At 70.4% G+C, this 18,643-nt stretch carries 19 protein-coding genes and 1 tRNA gene; 8 read left to right on the top strand and 12 right to left on the bottom strand.

Going from position 1 to position 18,643, the window contains the following annotated elements; all coding sequences use genetic code 11:
- Positions 1-113: 113 nt before the first annotated feature.
- Positions 114-1,307 carry a hypothetical protein gene (locus tag ACWEFB_RS18285; RefSeq protein WP_452286861.1) on the bottom strand — a complete coding sequence of 398 codons (1,194 nt, stop codon included), beginning with the start codon at positions 1,305-1,307 and terminating at the stop codon, positions 114-116.
- A 38-nt stretch (positions 1,308-1,345) separates the two neighbouring features.
- Positions 1,346-1,966, bottom strand: coding sequence for an ANTAR domain-containing response regulator (locus tag ACWEFB_RS18280; RefSeq protein WP_326556880.1), 621 nt, complete (start codon positions 1,964-1,966; stop codon positions 1,346-1,348).
- A gap of 108 nt (positions 1,967-2,074) precedes the next feature.
- Between ACWEFB_RS18280 and ACWEFB_RS18275 the strand changes: the two genes are divergently transcribed.
- Positions 2,075-2,148 (top strand) — tRNA-Leu (locus tag ACWEFB_RS18275).
- A gap of 222 nt (positions 2,149-2,370) precedes the next feature.
- Here ACWEFB_RS18275 and ACWEFB_RS18270 read toward each other — a convergent pair.
- Together ACWEFB_RS18270 and ACWEFB_RS18265 are read right to left on the bottom strand one after the other, a co-directional pair.
- Positions 2,371-3,108 carry a GAF and ANTAR domain-containing protein gene (locus tag ACWEFB_RS18270; protein ID WP_452286859.1) on the bottom strand — a complete coding sequence of 246 codons (738 nt, stop codon included), beginning with the start codon at positions 3,106-3,108 and terminating at the stop codon, positions 2,371-2,373.
- A gap of 35 nt (positions 3,109-3,143) precedes the next feature.
- Positions 3,144-3,884 (bottom strand): GAF and ANTAR domain-containing protein, encoded by a 741-nt coding sequence (locus ACWEFB_RS18265; RefSeq protein WP_452286857.1) that lies wholly within the window; start codon positions 3,882-3,884, stop codon positions 3,144-3,146.
- A gap of 613 nt (positions 3,885-4,497) precedes the next feature.
- Here ACWEFB_RS18265 and ACWEFB_RS18260 point away from each other — a divergent pair.
- Positions 4,498-5,100, top strand: coding sequence for a hypothetical protein (locus ACWEFB_RS18260; protein ID WP_452286855.1), 603 nt, complete (start codon positions 4,498-4,500; stop codon positions 5,098-5,100).
- A 151-nt stretch (positions 5,101-5,251) separates the two neighbouring features.
- On the opposite strand, the gene ACWEFB_RS18255 is transcribed toward ACWEFB_RS18260, so the two are convergent.
- Positions 5,252-5,896 carry a response regulator gene (locus ACWEFB_RS18255; RefSeq protein WP_452286853.1) on the bottom strand — a complete coding sequence of 215 codons (645 nt, stop codon included), beginning with the start codon at positions 5,894-5,896 and terminating at the stop codon, positions 5,252-5,254.
- On the bottom strand, positions 5,893-7,104 hold the full coding sequence (locus ACWEFB_RS18250; RefSeq protein ID WP_452286851.1) for a sensor histidine kinase: 1,212 nt from the start codon (positions 7,102-7,104) through the stop codon (positions 5,893-5,895). Before ACWEFB_RS18250 ends, ACWEFB_RS18255 begins: the two co-directional genes overlap by 4 nt.
- A 176-nt stretch (positions 7,105-7,280) precedes the next feature.
- Here ACWEFB_RS18250 and ACWEFB_RS18245 point away from each other — a divergent pair, with 176 nt between their 5' ends.
- Positions 7,281-7,946, top strand: a complete 666-nt coding sequence (locus tag ACWEFB_RS18245; RefSeq protein ID WP_326563231.1) for a DedA family protein — start codon at positions 7,281-7,283, stop codon at positions 7,944-7,946.
- 48 nt (positions 7,947-7,994) lie between these two features.
- A complete protein-coding gene (locus ACWEFB_RS18240) occupies positions 7,995-8,792 on the top strand; it encodes an SAM-dependent methyltransferase (RefSeq protein ID WP_452286849.1) in 798 nt (265 codons plus the stop codon).
- Between the two features lie 77 nt (positions 8,793-8,869).
- On the opposite strand, the gene ACWEFB_RS18235 is transcribed toward ACWEFB_RS18240, so the two are convergent.
- Complete coding sequence (locus ACWEFB_RS18235) at positions 8,870-9,700, bottom strand: transglutaminase-like domain-containing protein (protein ID WP_452286847.1); 831 nt, start codon at positions 9,698-9,700, stop codon at positions 8,870-8,872.
- 163 nt (positions 9,701-9,863) lie between these two features.
- On the opposite strand from ACWEFB_RS18235, the gene ACWEFB_RS18230 reads away from it, so the two are divergent.
- Together ACWEFB_RS18230 and ACWEFB_RS18225 are read left to right on the top strand one after the other, a co-directional pair.
- Entirely contained in the window at positions 9,864-10,364 is a 501-nt protein-coding gene (locus ACWEFB_RS18230; RefSeq protein WP_452286845.1) for a hypothetical protein, read from the top strand.
- A gap of 172 nt (positions 10,365-10,536) precedes the next feature.
- The gene (locus ACWEFB_RS18225) at positions 10,537-10,887 is read left to right on the top strand and encodes a DoxX family protein (RefSeq protein ID WP_452286844.1); all 351 of its coding nucleotides are present in this window, start codon (positions 10,537-10,539) and stop codon (positions 10,885-10,887) included.
- 88 nt (positions 10,888-10,975) lie between these two features.
- Here ACWEFB_RS18225 and ACWEFB_RS18220 read toward each other — a convergent pair whose 3' ends face one another.
- The 5 genes from ACWEFB_RS18220 to ACWEFB_RS18200 are packed head-to-tail and all read right to left on the bottom strand — an operon-like array spanning position 10,976 to position 16,838.
- Entirely contained in the window at positions 10,976-11,953 is a 978-nt protein-coding gene (locus tag ACWEFB_RS18220) for a substrate-binding domain-containing protein (protein WP_452286842.1), read from the bottom strand.
- A gap of 54 nt (positions 11,954-12,007) precedes the next feature.
- Positions 12,008-13,009, bottom strand: coding sequence for an ABC transporter permease (locus tag ACWEFB_RS18215; protein WP_452286840.1), 1,002 nt, complete (start codon positions 13,007-13,009; stop codon positions 12,008-12,010).
- Positions 13,006-14,538, bottom strand: coding sequence for a sugar ABC transporter ATP-binding protein (locus ACWEFB_RS18210; protein WP_452286838.1), 1,533 nt, complete (start codon positions 14,536-14,538; stop codon positions 13,006-13,008). Before ACWEFB_RS18210 ends, ACWEFB_RS18215 begins: the two co-directional genes overlap by 4 nt.
- On the bottom strand, positions 14,535-15,986 hold the full coding sequence (locus tag ACWEFB_RS18205) for an aldehyde dehydrogenase family protein (protein ID WP_452286836.1): 1,452 nt from the start codon (positions 15,984-15,986) through the stop codon (positions 14,535-14,537). Before ACWEFB_RS18205 ends, ACWEFB_RS18210 begins: the two co-directional genes overlap by 4 nt.
- 21 nt (positions 15,987-16,007) lie before the next feature.
- Positions 16,008-16,838, bottom strand: a complete 831-nt coding sequence (locus ACWEFB_RS18200; protein WP_452286834.1) for an IclR family transcriptional regulator — start codon at positions 16,836-16,838, stop codon at positions 16,008-16,010.
- A 349-nt stretch (positions 16,839-17,187) separates the two neighbouring features.
- Here ACWEFB_RS18200 and ACWEFB_RS18195 point away from each other — a divergent pair, with 349 nt between their 5' ends.
- The gene (locus tag ACWEFB_RS18195; RefSeq protein WP_326556860.1) at positions 17,188-17,355 is read left to right on the top strand and encodes a hypothetical protein; all 168 of its coding nucleotides are present in this window, start codon (positions 17,188-17,190) and stop codon (positions 17,353-17,355) included.
- Positions 17,356-17,476: 121 nt separating this feature from the next.
- Positions 17,477-18,472: an LLM class flavin-dependent oxidoreductase gene (locus ACWEFB_RS18190; RefSeq protein ID WP_452286832.1), complete on the top strand. Its 996-nt coding sequence runs from the start codon at positions 17,477-17,479 to the stop codon at positions 18,470-18,472.
- Positions 18,473-18,643: the final 171 nt, after the last annotated feature.

Below are 18,643 nucleotides of genomic sequence, written 5' to 3'. Positions count from 1 at the left end.
GTACTGGAGCTGTAATCGCTCCCGGAAGACCTGAGAGCCGGGCTTGCTAAAACGTTACGAACACGAGTGCGGACAGGTCCATTGCCGTAACAAACTTTCCGGGGAACCGGACATCACGCACCATCGAGCGGCACCGCTGTCCACCAGGCACTGCCGCCGACACCGTCGTCGGCGACGACAAGCAGGCGGTCCGCTCCGGCGGACACCGCGACCTGCCGTTCGGCCCCGCTCGGCAGGGCGGTCGGCGCCGCGATCGGCCGCCATGAACGGCCCGCGTCGGCCGAGGTCCAGAGCCCGTGCCCGACACCGTCGGAGGTCGCCGCGAAAAGCCGGTCCCCGGTGGCCGCGAGTCCCCGTACGGCCGGCACCCCGTGAGTGCTCCGGCTGCCGAACCGGCCCACCGCCGTCCACCCGTCGCTGTCCGGCCCGGCCCCGCCGCGCCACACCCCGAAGCCGTCACCACTCAGACCGAGCGCGACCGGCACCCCGCCGACCAGCACCACCCGCTGCATCTCCTCGTAGCCGTCGTCGGCCGGGACGGAGAGCCGCCGCCAGGTCCGGCCGTCGGTCGAGGTCCAGGCGAGCGGGTCGCGGTCGATCCGGCCGGTCAGGATGACACCGCCGACCACCAGCCACCGGTCGCCCAGCGGCAGTACGTCGAACGCCCACGTCTCGCCCCGGGCGTCGCTGGCCAGCTCGGGCGCCGCCTCGACGATCTCGAACCGGGTCGCGTCGGTGGAGGTCCAGGCGGCGGCACCGCTCATCCGGTTGCCGACGATCATCCAACCCGCCGGTCCGGCCACCGCCCGTGCCACGTTCACCGCCTGCGGACCGCCGTACAGCTCGAACGGCGCGATCACCTCGGTCAGCGTTCCGTCGGGGTCCTGCCGCCACGTACTCACCCGGGGGTTCGCGTGCGCACCGCCGCTCTTCGCCCCGATCGCCGCGACCCGGCCGTCCCGACAGGCCACCACGGAGAGCACGTTCTGCCGGCCGTAGTAGGTCTTCGCGGTGAGCTCCACCGAACTCCAGGTCAACGCGTCGGTGCTGGTCCATACGGCCGGTCGGGTCTCCCCTGCGGCGTCGGCGACCGCACCGGCGATGTACCAGCGACCGGCGCAGGTGGCCGTGTCGCGCAGGACCAGCCGACCCGCCGCACCGGCCGGCACGGGTAGTCGCAGCGCGTGCCAGCCGGGCCGGACGGGTCCGTCCACGTGTTCCGGATCCTCGGCCGTCGGCCGCTCGCACCCGACCGCGAGCACGGTCAGTACGGCGAGACCGGCGACGATCCGCCAACGGATGGACATGGGCCGATCCTAGGCAGCCGGCCCGGGGCGGGCCAGGTTCAGCTGGTCTCGGCGGGGGTTTCGCCGCCCGTACCCTCGGCCAGGATCCGCTCGGCGACCTCGCGCATGGTCATCCGGTGGTCCATCGCGGTGCGCTGGATCCACTTGAACGCCTGCGGCTCGGTCATGCCGTACGTCGTCATCAGCGCGCCCTTGGCCCGCTCCACCGTCTTGCGGATCTCCAGGCGGTCGGTCAGGCCGGCGACCTCGGACTCCAGCGCGGCGATCTCCGAGTAGCGCGACAGCGCGATCTCGATCGCCGGCACCAGGTCGCTCTTCTGGAAGGGCTTGACCAGGTATGCCATCGCCCCGGCCGCCCGCGCCCGTTCGACCAGGTCACGTTGGCTGAAGGCGGTCAGGATGACCACCGGGGCGATCCGGCCGGCGGCGATCCGCTCCGCGGCGGCCAACCCGTCCATGATCGGCATCTTGATGTCGAGGATGACGAGATCGGGTTTGAGCTCCTCGGCCAGGCGTACGGCGGTCTCCCCGTCGCCCGCCTCCCCGACCACGTCGTAGCCCTCTTCGACCAGCATCTCGGCGAGATCCAGCCGGATGAGCGCCTCATCCTCGGCGATCAGCACCCGCCTACGCTCGATACCCGCCTGCGTGTCGGCCACGAACCTCTACCCCCAGCGCTGTTTGTCCGACACCCGCCCGGCCGGGTGTCGCCGTCATCAGCGTAGTGGGTACCCTAGACCGGGCCTACTCGTCAGGTCCGTGGCAACGTCCCCGTATTCCAACCGGTAGAGAAACGGAGCTCAAACCTCCGACAGTGTGGGTTCGAATCCCACCGGGGGCACGTCGGGCAACACAAACGCGCAGCGTGGTTGCCTACTGACTCTTAGTGCGCATCGTCGCGCACCGGCACCGAGGTGTGATCTTCAACAAGGCGCGACCCGAGCACCGGGTCGCGCCTTTCCCGAATCGACGGCGTACGGGTGTCCGATCACCGACACCGATCGCCGCACGGATGGAGTTACCGGGGTAGCACCCCGACCGCCCCACAGCCCCGGCACCGACGCTAACCGCCGGCTCGGGCGAATTCGGGGATGGCGGCGAGGTCCGTGACGATGGTGTGGGCCACGTCGACGAGCCGCAGGTTCTTGCACCGGGCATATCCCCGGATGAGGATGAACGCCTCGTCCACGCTGACACCGCTGTACTGTGCGATCGCACCCTTCGCCTGTTCGATGACGACCCGGCTGTTGAGCGCGCTCTGGAGCTGAACGGTAAGTTCCTCACCGCGGCTCATGAAACGCTCCTGCAGGATGGCGATCGATGCCAGATCGGCCAACGCCTGGACGACCGGGATGCTGTCGTCCGCGAGCAGCCTGCCGTCGTCCGCGCCGAACACGTTCAGCGCCCCGATGACCTGGGCGCGCAGGCGGAGCGGGAACGCGTACGCGTAACGGAATCCCGCGGCGGTCGCGTGCGGCGCGAATTGCGGCCAACGCGTTCCCGCCGACCGCAGGTCCGTGTCGACGACCGTCACGCCGGTACGGATCGCGTCGAGACACGGTCCCTCGTCATTCTGCTGCTGGAACAACTCCAGCAGTCGGGCCTCCTCACGGGAACCGGCCATGAACTGGAGCTGCCCGTGCTGGTTGGCGAGGACCAGACCCACGACGTCGGCGGCGGCGAGTTCGGCGGCCCGCATGGTAAGCATGTGCAGGAATTCGATCAGGTCGAACCTGTCCACGAGGGTGTCGGAGACCTCGACGAAAACCTTGGCGAGCCGAAGTGGTGAGACTGTGGTCATGACAACTCCATGCTATCCATAGTGAGTGCCGAGATTCATGATCCGGATCCGTCGAATCGCAGCTTGCGGTCGACGACGTCGCGTGCGACCTGGTGCAGCGGGCGCGCCTGCGCATAGGCATGGGCACGCAGCCGGATCAGCGCGTCGCCGATGCTCACCCCGAGCTGCACCATGATCATGCCCTGTGCCTGCGCCACCTCCGCCCGGTAGCCCGACCCATCGTCGAACCCGAGGGCCTGCGCCCCCTTGGCGGAGTTTCCCTCACCGTCGAGCACCGTCATCATGACGATCTCGGCGAAGGTGAGCGCCTGGTCCAGTGTGTCGCCGGACATCGGACCGGCCTGCTCGCAGAAGAGGACCATGACGCCGAGCCGGGCCGCCCCGACCTGGAGCGGAAACGCGTACGCGCCACGGATGCGACGCTCGGTCATCGCGGCGGCCCAGATCGGCCAGCGGCCCACCGCGCCGTCGTCGGCGAGATCGGTCACCAGTACCGGGCGGCGGGTGTCGAAGGCATCAACCCCGGGCCCCTCCCCGAGGGTGAACTGCAACTCCGCGAGCAGGTAGGTGGCTTCGTCGGACGCGACGACGTAGCCCTGCGACCCGTCCCGGGTCAGCACGCTGATCCCGACCCCGGACGCGGAGAGTGCGTGCACGGCCGCGCGGCAGATCCGCGACAGTGACTGCCTGACCCCGGACGTTCCGTCGTCCAGCCGGGGCTGTTCGGCGATCAGACCCAACGCCCGGACCCAGCGGTCCGCGGATTCGGTCACCATCGGTTCTCCGGCGCACCACACCCGGGTCGGCGCGATGAACGAGAGCGGGCCCGGGAAGACACCGGCATTGCGCACCCTCCGGGATCATTCAGAGGTGCCGCCGGGGTGGGAGCGACATCGGCGGATCGACCAGAAGAACGATACCCGCCGTGGCCACGACCCACCCGACCGGTCGCCGGCCTCCGGACCCACTCTTGACATCAAATTCTGCACCGGGATAACGTGGCCGGGTCCATTTAGTGGACATTGCCCCAGACCTCGGCAATAAATTTTCACGTCCGAAGGTGGGGCCCCATGACCTTTTCCCAGGCGCGTTAGCGTCCACAACGATGCCGCGTCCGCGTCGGTTACGGTCCGCGCGAACCGGTCTGAGCGTTCTGTCACCCGGATAACAGGTCGCGACCGCGATCACCACCCATTTGGTCACGGTCGCGCCGCCAGCACAGTGCACACGATGCGTACGGCAGCCGCTGGGCCGCGTGCGGGGAGCAGCACGTCACCGGACTCCCCGGCCGTACCGGTACGGCGCCGTCGGGCCGCGATCACCCCTGCTCCGAATCCATCGAGCGCATTCACCCGACACCGGGCTGCGCCAGGCGGAGGAAATGACACCATGAACAATGAGCCAGTCTTCAGGAACACCTTCGACCGGATGATACTCCCCGCGCAACTGTCGGGAGCGCGGTACAACACGCGTACCGAACCATCGGGCGCGGCCAACACGGCCGATTCCCGAATCAATGGCGCCGATCCCCGGTCGGACTATGACTGGGACTGCCGGACCGTCTCGATGGTCGCGACGAGTTGGCGCCCGTTCGAGGTGACTTTCATGGTCGCCGCCGTGGCGTGCGGAATCGCCATGCTCGTGTCCGGCGCCCGGATGTCGCCACTCGCCGACACGATGCCCATCCTGACCCACACGATCTGGCAGGCGAGTTTCGTGCCGGTGGGCGTCCTCGGCCTGGTCGGCATCACCTGGCGGGGTCAGCACTCCACCGGACTGGCGATCCGACTCGGCGCGCTGATCCTGCTCGGCACCGCCACCAGCATGTGGGCCGTCGCCCTGTTCGCCGTCTCCGGGTTCGCCGCGATGCCGGCGGCGGCGTTCGTCGCCGCGATTCCGGTCGCCGCCTGGTGGCGATCGGGACAGATCACCAAGGACCTGGTGGGGCCGGCGAGGACAACGAGACGACCCCCTCCCGCCGCATCTCCGTGACCGGCCACGGTCGGCGCTGCCGGTCGGCCCCCGACGACCGGAACGCCCGGAACGCCCGGGTGGCCGTTTCCGGTGCCGGACAGGGGTGGGCACGACGGCGCCCGACCCGGCGACGGAACCGGCGGACACCGGTTGACGCCGAGGGGTCCGGTCACCCCTCGGCGTCCCGGACCAGGATCGCCGCCTGGACCCGGTTGCCGAGCCCGAGCTTCGCCAGCGCACGACTGACGTGCGCCTTGACCGTGGCCTCGCTCAGCCCCAGTTCACCGCCGATCCCGGCGTTGGACAGGCCACGGGCGAGCGCGAGAATCACGTCGCGTTCCCGGCCGGTGAGCGCGGCGAGCCGGTCACGGGCCTGCCGGGCGCGGGCCGGCGCCCGCTCCACGAAGGAGCTGAGCAGGCGCATCGTGACCGTCGGGGCGAGCATCGCGTTGCCGGCGTGGACCGTACGGACGGCGGCGGCGAGTTCCGTCGGCGGAGTGTCCTTGAGCAGGAATCCCACCGCGCCGGCACGGAGCGCCCGGTGGACGTACTCGTCGAGGTCGAAGGTGGTCAGCATGATCACCTTTGGTGGGAACGGGACGGCGCGGATCCGGGCCGCGGCGGTGAGTCCGTCCACGCCGGGCATCCGTACGTCCATCAGGACCACCTCCGGCCCGAGCCGGACCACGGCCTCGACCGCCTCCGCGCCGTCGCGTGCCTCGCCCACCACGGCGATGTCACCGGCCGCCTCCAGGATCATCCGCAGTCCCGACCGGACCAGGTGCTCGTCGTCGACCACCAGTACACGGATCACGCCGCCTCCTCCCGGTCCGGGTACGGGATCCGGGCCCGGACGGTGAACCCGCCGTCCGGCTCGGCACCGGCCTCCAACCGCCCGTCGAGCAGTTCCACCCGTTCCCGCAGCCCGACCAGGCCGAGCCCGGCACCGGGCAGCGGTACGCCCGCCGTGGCCGAGGGTCTGTTGCGTACGGCGACCTCGAACCCGTCCGCCAGGTACCGCAGGTGCACGTCGGTCGCGCCGTCCGGGGCGTACTTGTGCACGTTGGTCAGCGCCTCCTGGGTCACGCGGTAGACCGCGCGTTGCACCGTGACCGGCAGCGGCCGGGGAACACCCTCGTCGTGCCGGGTGACCGTGACCCCCACGTCGCGGGACGCGTCGAGCAGGCGGTCGAGGTCGCCGAACCCCGGCTGTGGCGCGAGCACCGCCTCGGCCACCCGCGCCGACCGCAGTACGCCCAGCACCTCCCGCAGGTTGGTCAGCGCCTCCCGACCGATGGTACGGATCAGCGCGGCCGACTCGGCGGTACGCGGATCCGGGGCGTTCACCTCCATGGCTCCGGCGTGCAGCACCATCAGCGAGACCCGGTGGGCGACCACGTCGTGCATCTCCCGCGCGATCCGGTTGCGTTCCTCCGCCCGGACCCGGTCGATCCGGGCGTGCTGCTCGCGTTCGAGCTGGTCGGCGCGGTCGCGCAGAGCGGTGAGCACCTCGCGGCGGGCGTTGACCCAGAGCCCGCCGAGCAGCGGCAGCGCGACCAGGAGCGCACACATGATCAGGAAGTTCCCGGTCGCCACGGTGGTGATGTACCGCTGACCGCCGGCCGCGATGCCGACCGGAATCGACAGGCCCATGACCACCGCCGCCCCGAACAGGTAAACCTTGATCCGGTCGCGGGGCAGGCTCGTCCCGGCGTAGTAGGACGCGACCACGAGCGCCGGCCACATGGCGAGCACGATCCAGGCCACCGCGGCCACGACGAAGATCGGCCCACGTCGTACCCGGGCGAACCCGGCGGCCAGGGCCGAGGCGCCCGCGAACCCGACGAGGGCGAGGCCGGGCCAGGACGAGCGGACGCCGATGTCCCCACTGGCGGACATCCTCGAACAGACGAAGACCGTCACCGCCAACGCGTACGGGACCAGCCGGTGGTAACCGCCGGGTGCCCGGATCGACGCGTACCGGTGGCGCAGCAGGGCGAGCGCCCGACGGTGGTACGTCACCGGCCCAGCGTAGGCGGCAACCGACCGCCCGTTCCCGCTGCGATCGTCGCCGGTGACCCCCTACTTTCGTGGGGGTCACCGGCTGACCCCCGTCGGATGCGGTGGACCCAGTGGTACGGCGAGGGTCGAGACATGACCAACAACTGCGCCAACACCCGGCCGGCGGGGCACCGATGATGGATGCTGTTCTCGACCTGCTCCAGCAGACCATGACCTCACCGTGGGTGTACCTGGCGATCTTCGCCGTGGCGGTGGTCGACGGGTTCTTCCCGGTCGTACCGAGCGAGACCGCGGTGATCACCGCCGGGGTGTTCGCCGCGACCGGTCAACCGGACCTGCTGCCGGTGATCGCGGTCGCCGCCGCCGGTGCGTTTGTCGGCGACCATGTCTCGTACCTCATCGGGCGGGCCTCCGGTGCCCGGCTGGACAGCCGCCTGCCGGCCGGGACCCGCCGGCACGCCGCGTTCGCCTGGGCGCGCGGCGCCCTGCTGAGCCGGGGCGGTCTGGCCCTGGTGGTCGCCCGGTACGTCCCCGGCGGGCGGACCGCGATCACCCTGACCATGGGTGCGGTCGGTTACCCGCGGCGCGCCTTCCTCCTGTTCGACGCCCTGGCCGCGGGGTCCTGGGCGGTCTACTCCGCCCTGGTGGGCTACCTCGGGGGGATGGCGTTCGAGCACGATCCGGTGAAGGGCCTGCTGCTCGGGCTCGGTATCGCCCTGACCATCACGGTCACCGTCGAGGTGGTCCGTTACCTGCGCCGGGATCGGCACGTTCGCGAGCCCGTCGCGGAGCTGTCCATGGTGGAGTCGCGGGGGACGTCAGGCATCGACGTCCGCGACTAGGATCGGGGCCGCGCGATCGAGGGGCATCCATCGTCACGGGGAGCGGGCATGACCCAGCAGGACGACGCACCGGCCGGTATCGACACCACCCAGATGAGCCATGCGCGGGCGTACGACTACGTGCTCGGCGGCAAGGACAACTTCGCGGTCGACCGGGAGGCGGCCGGGCAGGTGATCGCCCTCGCCCCGGACCTGCCCGCGCTCGGCCGGGCCCAGCGCCGGTTCCTGCTCCGGGTCACCCGGATGTGCGCCGAGGCCGGGATCCGGCAGTTCCTGGACGTGGGGGCGGGCATCCCCACCGCCCCCAACGTGCACGAGACGGCCCGCGGCCTCGCCCCCGACGCGCGGGTGGTCTACGTCGACAACGATCCGATCGTGTTCGTCCACAACAACGCCCTGCTGGCCACCGACGACGGCGTGGTCTCGATCAAGGCGGACGTACGCGAACCGGACCAGCTCCTCGACCGGTTGCGGTCCGAGCACCTGATCGACTTCGACCAGCCGGTCCTGGTTCTCTTCATCGGCCTGTTCCACCTGGTCACCGACGCGGAGAACCCGGCCGCCCTGATCGCCCGGTTCCGGGAACGGATGGCAACGGGCAGTTACGTCTGCATCTCCCAGTTCTGCGTCGACGGCAGTGATCCCGCGGCCAGGGCGAAGCTCGAGGAGATCTCGGCCAACTCCCCGGCGCCGATGACGTTCCGGCGCCGGGAGGAGATCGAGGGCTTCTTCGACGGCTTCGACCTGCTGCCGCCCGGCGTGGTCGACCTGCGACGGTGGTCACCCGACGAGGACGCGCCGCCGACCAGACTCAAGGTCGCCGCGGGCGTCGGCCGGGTGCGCTGACCGGGGACGGACCCACCGGGCGGCTCAGTCGTCCGAGCGTGCCGTCCGGCGCCGGTGGCGATCAGGTGCCGGACGGGTCAGGCCAGGGTGACCAGGCCCTCGTGGTCGTCCAGCGGCAGGTCGCCGCCGGAGACCGCGTTGATGTGCAGACTCTCCAGGTCAAGCCGACCGGAGATCACCGTGCAGAACGCGATGTCGGCGGCGTCCCGGCCGGTGGTGATGCGTACCAGGCTCTGCCGGGGTGCCAGCCGGGTCGCGTCCCAGACCTGCCACCGGCCGTCGATGTCGGTCTCCACCACCGCGTGGAAGTCCATCGGGGACAGGCCGGGGGCGTAGACGGCGGCGATCCGCGCCGGTACGTCGACCGCCCGGCACAGCGCGGCCACCAGGTGCGCGAAGTCGCGGCAGACCCCCTGCCCGCTCAAAAGCGTGTCCAGTGCGTCGGTGGTCGGGCCGCTGGACCCGGAGACGTACGCGATGTGCCGCCAGACGTAGTCGGTGATCGCCCGTACCCGTTGTCCGGCGGTCGGCAGGTCGCCGAAGTGGCTCTGGGCGAAGCCGGCGAGCCGGTCGGAGGGGCAGTAGCGACTCGGCCGCAACGCCTCCACCCGGGCCGCGTCGCCGACCCGGTCGGTGGTCCCACCTCCGGTGGTGACCGTCGCCCGGTAGTCGACGGTCAGCTTGCCCGGCTGGACCCGGATCAGGTGCGCGCGACCGCCGACCGGTCCGGCGATCTCGCCGGCGGTCACCGGCACGGTGTTGTTCACGATGTCCAGGCGTTCGCTGAGGTCACCGCCGGCCGGTCGGGCGGGTGCGATCTGGAGCACCACACCGGCCGGTGCGGTGACGTCGAGGGTCAGGGTGCAACCGACCTGCACGGTCTCCGGACCGGTCTGTGCAAGGTTCACCGTTGGTACGTCCCGTCCTCGTCACCTGGGGCGCGGACCCGTACCCATCCGGACCGGTGGTCCCTCGCCGGATTCAGGCCCGAGCCGCCGTCGCGGAATCCCGCCGGGACTGATTATGGCCGTTACCGCCCTCGCCCGCTCGGGACGACAACGGCGGACCGGGATGCCGCTGTTCCGACCGCCGGATGCCGAGGATGACCGGACCGGCGTCGAACGTGGCGAACCAGCCCACCCGCGCGACCCGGTCGCCGATCCTCCTCGGAGTAGAGTGGTGGAGGCCGCACCGCAGATGGCTCCTGCTACCGGGCGGCGAGCTCTCTTTCATTCAACCGCGGTCGCCGCGCTCGACGGCCCGGAGTGGGCGGCGGGGATGTCGCGCCCGGGGACCCGGAAACGTATGCGGGTGGGCGGCGAAGGCGACCATCCGGCCCACGAGCCGGAGCACGATCGACAGTTTCTCGACCGACTAGGTGCGTCCAGAGAGCGGGACATGGAAATCGACAAAGATAAGATCCTTGAGGCGTTGCGACGGCGCGGTCAGCACCAGCGGGCCGAATGGCTCGACAAGGAGATGCCGGACCGGATAGACACCGTCCGCAACTCCGGCCTGCTCTCGATGCTCAACCTCGACCCGGCCGAGTTCGCCGACCAGCCGACCCCGTGAGGGTGGCCCCTACCGGGGGCGGTGGCACGGCGTACGCCAACGCGGCGATCGTGCGAGGAGGTCGATAGTCAGCGACAGCGAATCGTTGACACCGACCAACGGTCTCTCTAGGGTGACGAGCGCCGACCCCACTCCCGGCCTCGACGGCACCCACATCCACCCAGGGAGCACCATGTCCATCGCCTACGTTGTCCTCGCGATCCTGCTCTCCGCCATGCTCCTGATGTCCGCCCGAGGCAAGCTGACCAAGGACGAGAGGGTGGTCAAGGGGCTTACCGCCGCCGGAGTCCCGCTCACCTGGTACCCGCCGCTGGCCATCATCGAGATCATCGGCGCGGCCGGGCTGATCGTCGGGATCTTCTTCGCGCCGCTCGGCGTCGCCGCGGCCATCGGGGTGGTCCTCTACTTCGTCGGCGCGGTCATCGCACACGTACGCAACGGCGACACCAAGGGCGCCGGCGCACCGGCGACGATCCTGCTCGTCGCGATCGCGACCCTGGTCACCCGCATCCTCTCGCTGTAGCGCTCCCGACCGGTTGACCGGTCCCGCACCAGGCGTGGACCGGTCAACCGAAGCCGGCGATCATCGATCGCCCCGAGATCGTCCCCGCTCAGAAGCCGCCCTTGGGGTCGAGGAACTGGGCCGCGTTCTCCTTGGTCACCCTCGGCGAGGGGACCACGGTGTCCTTCTCCGTCTTGGTGCCGCCCAGGATCTCGACCGCCCGGTCCAGGCCCAGGCTGCCGATGATGTCGGCGTCGTTCAGGCCGGTGACCAGGTAGTTCGTACCGTCGAGAATGGCCTTCAACGCCTCGGCCTGACCGTCGACCCCGGCGATGATGATCTGCTTGTCCTTGCCCGCGTCGGCGATCGCCCGCTGCGCACCCAGGCACATCGCGTCGTTCTCACAGAACACCGCGGCCAGGTCGGCGTTGGTGGCGAGCAGGCTCTCCATCACGGTCAGCCCGCCGTCGGAGCCCCAGTTGCCGAAGTCCGGCGCCTCGACCAGGGTGATTCCCGGCTTGCCGCCGAGCACCGACTTCACCCCGTCGGTACGGGCCAGCCCGATGCTGTTGTCCGCCGGCCCACCCTTGATGATGGCGACCTTGCCGCCGCTGGGCAGCTTCTCGGCCAGGAACTCCCCGTTCTGTACGCCGATCGCCTTGTTGTCCGGGCCGATCCAACTGGTGTACTCGCCGGTCTGGAACTTCCGGTCGACCAGCACCACCGGCTTGCCCGCCGCCTTGATCGCGTTGAGCGCCGCCGGGGCCGACTCCAGCGGTCCACCGGAAATGATCACCGCGTCGACGTTCTTGCTGAGCAGGTCCTCGACGTTCGCGGCGAGCTTGGCGGCGTCACCGTTCGCGTCGGTGCTGATGATCTCGACGTTCCCCTTCTTCTTCGCCTGGGCCGCGATGGCCTTGTCCATGCCGCTGAAGTAGGGCCCGCTCAACATGAAGTTCGCCACGCCGATCGTGTACGAGCCGTCCCCGCCGGCACCCGAGCCGCCGGACTCGGAGCAGGCGGTCAGGCCGAGGGCGAGGGCGAGGGTGCCGGTGACCAGCAGTCGGCTGAGCTTCTTCGGGTTCATGCCAACATCTCCCGTGGTGTGGTGGGTGGGGTGGTGGTGTGGGCGCGTCCCGGGTCAGGGGCGTACCCGGTTGACCCGCTGGACCAGGATCACCGCGATGATGATCAGTCCCTTGAGGACCTGCTGCCAGAAGCTCTGCACGCCGTACAGGTTCAGCAGGTTGTTGATCAGGGCGAGGACGAGGACACCGCCGAGGGTCGCCTTCGCCGTACCGCGCCCGCCGGCCAGGCTCGCCCCGCCGATCACGCACGCGGCGATCGCGTCCAGTTCGAAGGCGACACCGACGCTCGGCTGGGCGATCCCGACCCGGCTGGCCAGGATCACCCCGGCCAGGCCGGCGCAGGCACCGCTGATCGTGTACGCGAGGATCACGTGCCGGCGTACGTTGATGCCGGCGAGGCGTACGGTCTCCGGGTTGCCGCCGATCGCGATGATCGACCGCCCGGCCGGGGTACGGGACAGGAACACCCCGCCCAGGCCGAAGACCGCCAGCATGATCACCGTGGTCAGTGGAATCGGACCGACCATCGCCGTGCCGAGGGTGAAGAACGCCGGGTCGTCCGGGGCGATCGGGACCTCGGAGTAGACGAACGCCAACCCCCGGACGGTGGTCAGCGCGGCCAGCGTCACCACGAACGGCGCCAACCCGAACCGGGCGATCAGGGTGCCGTTGACCAGCCCGAACCCGATCCCGGCCAGGATGCCGACCAGCATCGCCAACGGGATCGGCAGCCCCGAGACCAGTCCGGCGGTGACGATCCCGGCGAACGCGACCACCGAACCGACCGAGAGGTCGATGCCTCCGGTGAGGATGACCACCAGCATGCCGAAGGCGAGCAGCCCGGTGGTCACCATCTGCTTGAGCAGGTTGGTCAGGTTGGTCTGGGTGAAGAAGGTGTCGGAGGTCAGGGCGGCCACCACGATCAGCCCGACGACGAGCGTGCCGAGCACCGCCTCGACCGTACGGTCCCGGCCGTTGACCACGAGTCGCAACGGCCGTCGTGGTCCGCCGCCGGTGGCGGTGTCCGGCGCGGTGTCGGTGAGCTGCCCCGTCATACCCTCTCCTCGTGCCCGGTCACGGGCGTCTGCTCCATCCGGCCGGCGGCCGGTCCGATCGCGTACCCGAGCACCTCGTCCTCGGTGGTCCGGTCGGCGGCCAGCTCACCGGTGAGCCGGCCCTGCCGCATCACCAGGACCCGGTCGCTGGCCCCGAGTACCTCGGTCAGGTCCGAGGAGATGAGCAGGACGCTCAGCCCGGACCGGGCCAGGTCGTCGATGATGCGGTAGATCTCCACCCGGGTGGCCATGTCCACGCCCCGGGTCGGTTCGTCGAGGATGAGCACGCTCGGGCCGACCAGCAGCCACTTGGCCAGCACCGCCTTCTGCTGGTTGCCGCCGCTGAGGTTGACCACCGGCATCGAGGCGCAGTGCGCCGGTTGGATGGCGAGCCGGTCGACCATCGTGGTCACGTCCCGCCGCTGGCGGGCCCGGTCGACCAGGCCGACCCGGCTGTGCCGGTGCAGGGTGGTAAGGGCGATGTTGTCCCGGACGGTCAGGTCGAGCACCAGCCCGGTGCGCTTGCGGTCCTCGGTGACCAGTGCGACCCCGGCCGCGATCGCCTCCGCCGGGGTACGGAAGTCCCCTCCCCCGCCCGCGACCCGGACCTCGCCGGTCGCGGCCCGCTCGGCGCCGAAGACGCACCGGGCCAGTTCGCTTCGGCCCGAGCCGACCAGCCCGAACAGGCCGACGACCTCGCCCTCGTGCAGGGTGAACGAGACGTCGGTGAACTCCCCCGGCCGGCCGAGCCCGGTGACGGTCAGCCGGGGAGCGCCCCTGCCCTCCCGCCGGTCCGGGTAGATCTGGGCCAGTCGCCGCCCGGCCATCAGCCGGATCAGCTCGTCCTCGTCGGTCTCGGCCGGAGTGGTCGTGGCCACCACCCGACCGTCCTTGATCACCACGATGGTGCTGGCGAGTTCGAGCACCTCGGCCAGCCGGTGCGAGACGTACACCACCAGCACACCGCGTTGGGTCAGCCGCCGTACCAGCGCGAAGAGCGAGTCGAGGTCGCTGCCGGCCAGCACCGCGGAGGGCTCGTCGAGCACCAGCATCCGTGGCTCGGCGACCAGCGCCTTCGCGATCTCGACCATCTGCTGCCGGGCCACCGAGAGCCGGCCCGCGACGGTACGGGGGTTGATCGCGCCGAACCCGATCGAGTCGAGCAGGGCACCCGCCCGGCGGTGCGCGGCGGCCCAGTCGATCAGGCCGGCCCGGCGGGGGAAGTTCCCCATCAGCAGGTTCTCCGTGACCGACAACTCGGGGACGAGGCTGAGTTCCTGGTAGACCGTACGGATGCCGTGGTCGTGCGCGTCGTGCGGCGAACGCAGCTCGACCCGCTCGCCGTCGAGGCGCATCTCGCCCGCGCTCATCGGCTGCGCCCCGGCCAGGATCTTGATCAGGGTGGACTTGCCGGCACCGTTCGCACCGACCACGGCCAGCACCTCGCCCGGCTGTCCGACCAGATCAACCCCGTGCAGCACCTCGACGCCGCCGTAGTCCTTGTGCACCCCCCGCAGTTCGAGGCTCATTCGAAGGCCTCCATCACCACGATGGTCTTCTGCCGGGTGAAGTCCAGGGCGGTGTCGTGTACGCCCTCGCGGTAGCCGCCGGTGTCCTTGGTCCCGCCGAACGGCAGGTTCTCCGCGCGTACGGCGGTCGAGCCGTTGATCAGCACCCCGCCGACGTCGAGCCGCCGGGCCAGGGTGAAGGCGCGCGAGATGTCCCGGGTGAACACCGCCGCGTGCAGCCCGTACGGCGACTCGTTCGCCATCGCGACCGCGTCGAACGGGTCGGTGAACCGGGCCACCGGCGCCACCGGGCCGAAGATCTCCGCGGCCAGGGCGGGACTGTCCGGCGGCACGTCGACCAGGACGGTCGGGTCGACGAAGGCGCCCCGCCGGGCCCCACCGGCGACCAGCCGGGCACCGTCGTGCACGAGCCGGCCGACCGCGTCCTCGACCTGTGCCGCCGCCGACTCGGCGATCAGCGGACCGACGTCGGTCGTCTCGACCAACTGGTCGCCGACGGTCAGCTCGGCGGTCTGCGCGAGCAGCGACGCCACGAACGCGTCGTACGCGCCGTCCTGCACGTAGACCCGCTTGACCGCGCAGCAGATCTGCCCGTTGCCCCGGGCCAGCCGGCCGAGCACCACCGCCCGGGCGGCCTGCTCCACGTCCGCGTCGTCGCAGACGATCAGCGCATCGTTGCCGCCGAGTTCGAGAAAGACCTTCTTCAGGGTGGCGGCGGCCCGTCGGGCGATCTCCCGCCCGGCCGAGGTGCTGCCGGTGAGGCTCACCGCCGCGATGCCGGGCAGTTCGGCCAGGAGTTGGGAGACCCGTACCCCGCCGGTGACGACCTGGTGCGCGTACCGGGGCGCACCGGCCAGTTCGACCAGTTCGGCGATCCGGACCAGGCTGAGCGGGCAGCGCGCGGGTGGCTGCACCACGACGGCGTTGCCGGCGGCGAGGGCGGCGGCGGCCTTGTGCGCGTACAGCTCGACCGGGTAGTTGAACGGGACCAGCGCGGCCACCACGCCGATCGGTTCGCGCACGGTCACCGCCAGGTGCCGCTCCATTCCGGGTACGGCGTCCAGCGGGATCTGCCGGCCGAAGAGCCGGGTCGCCTCGCCCACGTGGGCGCGGAAGATCCGGATCGCCGCCTCGACCTCGCCCCTGGTCTGCGGCAGCGGCTTGCCGTTCTCGGCCGCGAGCAGCCGGGCCAGGCTCTCCTGTTCGGCCTCGACCAGGTCGGCGATCCGGCGCAGCAGCCCCGCCCGCTCGTGTGCGGGCAGCGCGGCCATCGCCCGCTGACCGGCCTGGGCGGCGTCGACCACCGCCAGTACGCGTTCCTCACCGGCAGCCTCGACCTCGCCGAGCAGCGCGCCGGTGCCCGGATTGTGCACGGTGATGACCGACTCGGCCGCCGGGACGGCGTCGGTGGACGGGGCGGAACCAGTTGACGATGTGACGGCGGACATCCGTTCCACTCCTTGGCTGGGTCAGCGGGCGTGTTCGCTGATGCTCGGGTGTTCCGGTCGGGTGTGGTTTTCCGGCGACGGGCGGCGGCGATGGGCCGGATAACCGATCCGTCGACCGATATTGACGGCCATGGCCAGTGCGGTCGGCGCGAGGCGATGGCAGTCGTCGATGCTGAACCGGTGCGCCGGAGCCGACACGCTGAACGCGCCGACCGGCTGGCCGGAGGCACTCAGGATCGGCAGGCCGAAACACCGGACGCCCTCCTCGTTCTCCTCGTCGTCGATCGCGAAGCCGCGGGCCCGGACGAGGTCGAGTTCGGTGCTCAGCGCCGCGCCGGTGAGCGTCCTGGCGGTACGGACCGGCAGTGGACCGGTGAGGATCTCCGCGCGTCGCCGCTCGTCCAGCGCGGCGAGTACGGCCTTGCCCATCGAGGTGCTGTGCATCGCCACCCGGCTGCCGATCCGGGAGACCAGCCGTACGGACTTCGCGCTCTCCACCTTGTCCACGTAGACGATGTGGTTGCCGACCGGGATGCCCAGGTGCACCGTCTCCCCGCTCAACTCGACCAGTTCGACCAGGTACGGGCGGGCCGCGGCGCGCAGACCGTCCTCTTCGAGGTACTGCCCGGCGAGCGCGATGAGGGTGACGCCGAGGTGGAAGGCGCCGGCCGGGTCCCGTTCGAACACGCCGAGTTCGAGCAGTGAGGTGGTGTACCGGTGGGTGGTGCTCAGCGCGATGCCGGCTTCCGCGGCAAGCTCGCCCAGGGTCAGTCCGGCCCCGCCAGCCTCGGAAACCGCGCCGATCAGCTCGAATGCCTTATCGACGCTGGACGATTTTCTTCCGCTCCTCATTCGAGTTACTCGAATCCATTTCCATCGAGTTCAGATATCGGCGATGTTTACACCGTGAAACAACTCTGTCAACCTTTTGAGCCGCCAGACATCGGAGGTATCCGCCCACCTCAAGATCAGCCAGGGCTCGCCAAAACCCACAAAGCGCTGGTCATCGACGCTCCCACGCGTATCGGGGGGACCGACCCCGCAGCCAGGTCCGGATCGATCTTTTCCCGCAGAGGAAGACATCCAATGTCTTCACCCATTCCGCACATACCTTGATCAATGTCACCGAGCCGGTCCGGCCCACCGCCGGGGCCGCGACCACCCGGCCCGGCCGTCGTACCGGGGCGGTAGGGTCCGAGTCATGACAGGTGACGAGCAGGAGCGGCGCCAGGCCGACGAGGACTGGAACCGTTTCGTCGACGGGCAGCTCGCCGAACTGGGACTCAGCCGCGAGGAGCTGGCCCAGCAGGCCGCCCGGGGTGAGTTCGAGTCGCCCTCCGCCCAACACCTCTGGACCCTGATCGGCTGACGGGCAACAGGCTGCCGACACCCGTGCCGACGAGCACCTCGGTGGGCAAGCTCACCCGATCCGCCCGAGTGGAACAATTTGGGCGGGCCGACTGTTGATCGACTGTGTGATCGACGTACCCATGTCTGTTCTTGACCTTGCCCCGGTCGCCGCCGGCACCACCGCCGGTGAGGCCCTGCGGCACACCACCGCCCTCGCGCGGCGGACCGAGGAGTTGGGCTACCAGCGCTTCTGGGTGGCCGAACACCACAACATGCCGGCCATCGCCAGCAGCGCCCCACCCGTGGTGATCGCCCACCTGGCCGCGGCCACCTCGACGATCCGGGTCGGTTCGGGCGGGGTGATGCTGCCCAACCACGCGCCGCTGGTGGTCGCCGAACAGTTCGGCACCCTGGAGGCGCTGCACCCTGGCCGGATCGACCTGGGCATCGGCCGGGCGCCGGGGACCGACCAGGTGACCGCGCTGGCGCTGCGTCGCACGATGGAAGGACTCTCGGCCGAGAACTTCCCGCAGGAGCTCGCCGACCTGATCAACTACTTCACCGGGGACCGCCCCGGTCCGATCACCGCCAGCCCCGGCCGGGGGAACATGCCCGCCGTCTGGCTGCTCGGGTCGAGCGGCTTCAGCGCACAGCTCGCCGGGCTGCTCGGCCTGCCGTTCTCCTTCGCCCACCACTTCAGCTCCACCAACACCCTGCCGGCGCTGGCCCTCTACCGGCAGAACTTCCGCCCGTCGCAGTGGCTGGACAAGCCGTACGCGATGGTCGCGGTGAACGCGATCTGCGCGGAGACCGACGAGCACGCGCAGTGGCTGTCCGGGCCCGCCGCCCTCTCCTTCCTGCGCCTGCGCTCGGGTCGGCCGGAGCCGCTGGCCACGCCCGAGGAGGCCGCCGCGTACCCGTTCACGGAGGCGGAGCGGCAGTTCAGCCGGGAACGGATGCAGGGGCAGGCGATGGGCAGCCCCGAGACCGTCCGCAGGCAGCTCACCGAGCTGCTGGAGCGGACCCGGGCCGACGAGCTGATGCTGACCGCGATGGTCTACGACGTCGACGAGCGGATCCGCTCGTTCGAGCTGATCGCCGAACACGTCGCGGGCGGGCTCCGGCGCGACAAGTGACGGGGAACACCCCCCGATCCGGGGCCACGAAACAGCATCTTCACGTGGCTGTCACCGGCACGCCCCGTAACCCCGCCTAGCCTCGGTCTTTCATGAGTGATTGATCTTGGTTGGTGGTGTGCCGTTAGTGGTCTTTCTGCTGGTGGGCATGGTGGTGACCCGGCGTGTGGC

Source organism: Micromonospora sp. NPDC004704 (genome assembly GCF_053601675.1).
The sequence above is the reverse complement of the archived record's forward strand: the minus strand, read 5'-3'. Positions and strand labels throughout refer to the sequence as shown.

What these genes read in the sequence shown, in the direction of transcription:
- ACWEFB_RS18285 (WP_452286861.1), bottom strand. Translation starts at nt 1,307, where the DNA reads ATGTCCATCCGTTGGCGGATCGTCGCCGGTCTCGCCGTACTGACCGTG.
- ACWEFB_RS18270 (WP_452286859.1), bottom strand. Translation starts at nt 3,108, where the DNA reads ATGACCACAGTCTCACCACTTCGGCTCGCCAAGGTTTTCGTCGAGGTC.
- ACWEFB_RS18265 (WP_452286857.1), bottom strand. Translation starts at nt 3,884, where the DNA reads ATGGTGACCGAATCCGCGGACCGCTGGGTCCGGGCGTTGGGTCTGATC.
- ACWEFB_RS18260 (WP_452286855.1), top strand. Translation starts at nt 4,498, where the DNA reads ATGAACAATGAGCCAGTCTTCAGGAACACCTTCGACCGGATGATACTC.
- ACWEFB_RS18245 (WP_326563231.1), top strand. Translation starts at nt 7,281, where the DNA reads ATGGATGCTGTTCTCGACCTGCTCCAGCAGACCATGACCTCACCGTGG.
- ACWEFB_RS18240 (WP_452286849.1), top strand. Translation starts at nt 7,995, where the DNA reads ATGACCCAGCAGGACGACGCACCGGCCGGTATCGACACCACCCAGATG.
- ACWEFB_RS18230 (WP_452286845.1), top strand. Translation starts at nt 9,864, where the DNA reads ATGCCGCTGTTCCGACCGCCGGATGCCGAGGATGACCGGACCGGCGTC.
- ACWEFB_RS18225 (WP_452286844.1), top strand. Translation starts at nt 10,537, where the DNA reads ATGTCCATCGCCTACGTTGTCCTCGCGATCCTGCTCTCCGCCATGCTC.
- ACWEFB_RS18220 (WP_452286842.1), bottom strand. Translation starts at nt 11,953, where the DNA reads ATGAACCCGAAGAAGCTCAGCCGACTGCTGGTCACCGGCACCCTCGCC.
- ACWEFB_RS18215 (WP_452286840.1), bottom strand. Translation starts at nt 13,009, where the DNA reads ATGACGGGGCAGCTCACCGACACCGCGCCGGACACCGCCACCGGCGGC.
- ACWEFB_RS18210 (WP_452286838.1), bottom strand. Translation starts at nt 14,538, where the DNA reads ATGAGCCTCGAACTGCGGGGGGTGCACAAGGACTACGGCGGCGTCGAG.
- ACWEFB_RS18205 (WP_452286836.1), bottom strand. Translation starts at nt 15,986, where the DNA reads ATGTCCGCCGTCACATCGTCAACTGGTTCCGCCCCGTCCACCGACGCC.
- ACWEFB_RS18200 (WP_452286834.1), bottom strand. Translation starts at nt 16,838, where the DNA reads ATGAGGAGCGGAAGAAAATCGTCCAGCGTCGATAAGGCATTCGAGCTG.
- ACWEFB_RS18195 (WP_326556860.1), top strand. Translation starts at nt 17,188, where the DNA reads ATGACAGGTGACGAGCAGGAGCGGCGCCAGGCCGACGAGGACTGGAAC.
- ACWEFB_RS18190 (WP_452286832.1), top strand. Translation starts at nt 17,477, where the DNA reads ATGTCTGTTCTTGACCTTGCCCCGGTCGCCGCCGGCACCACCGCCGGT.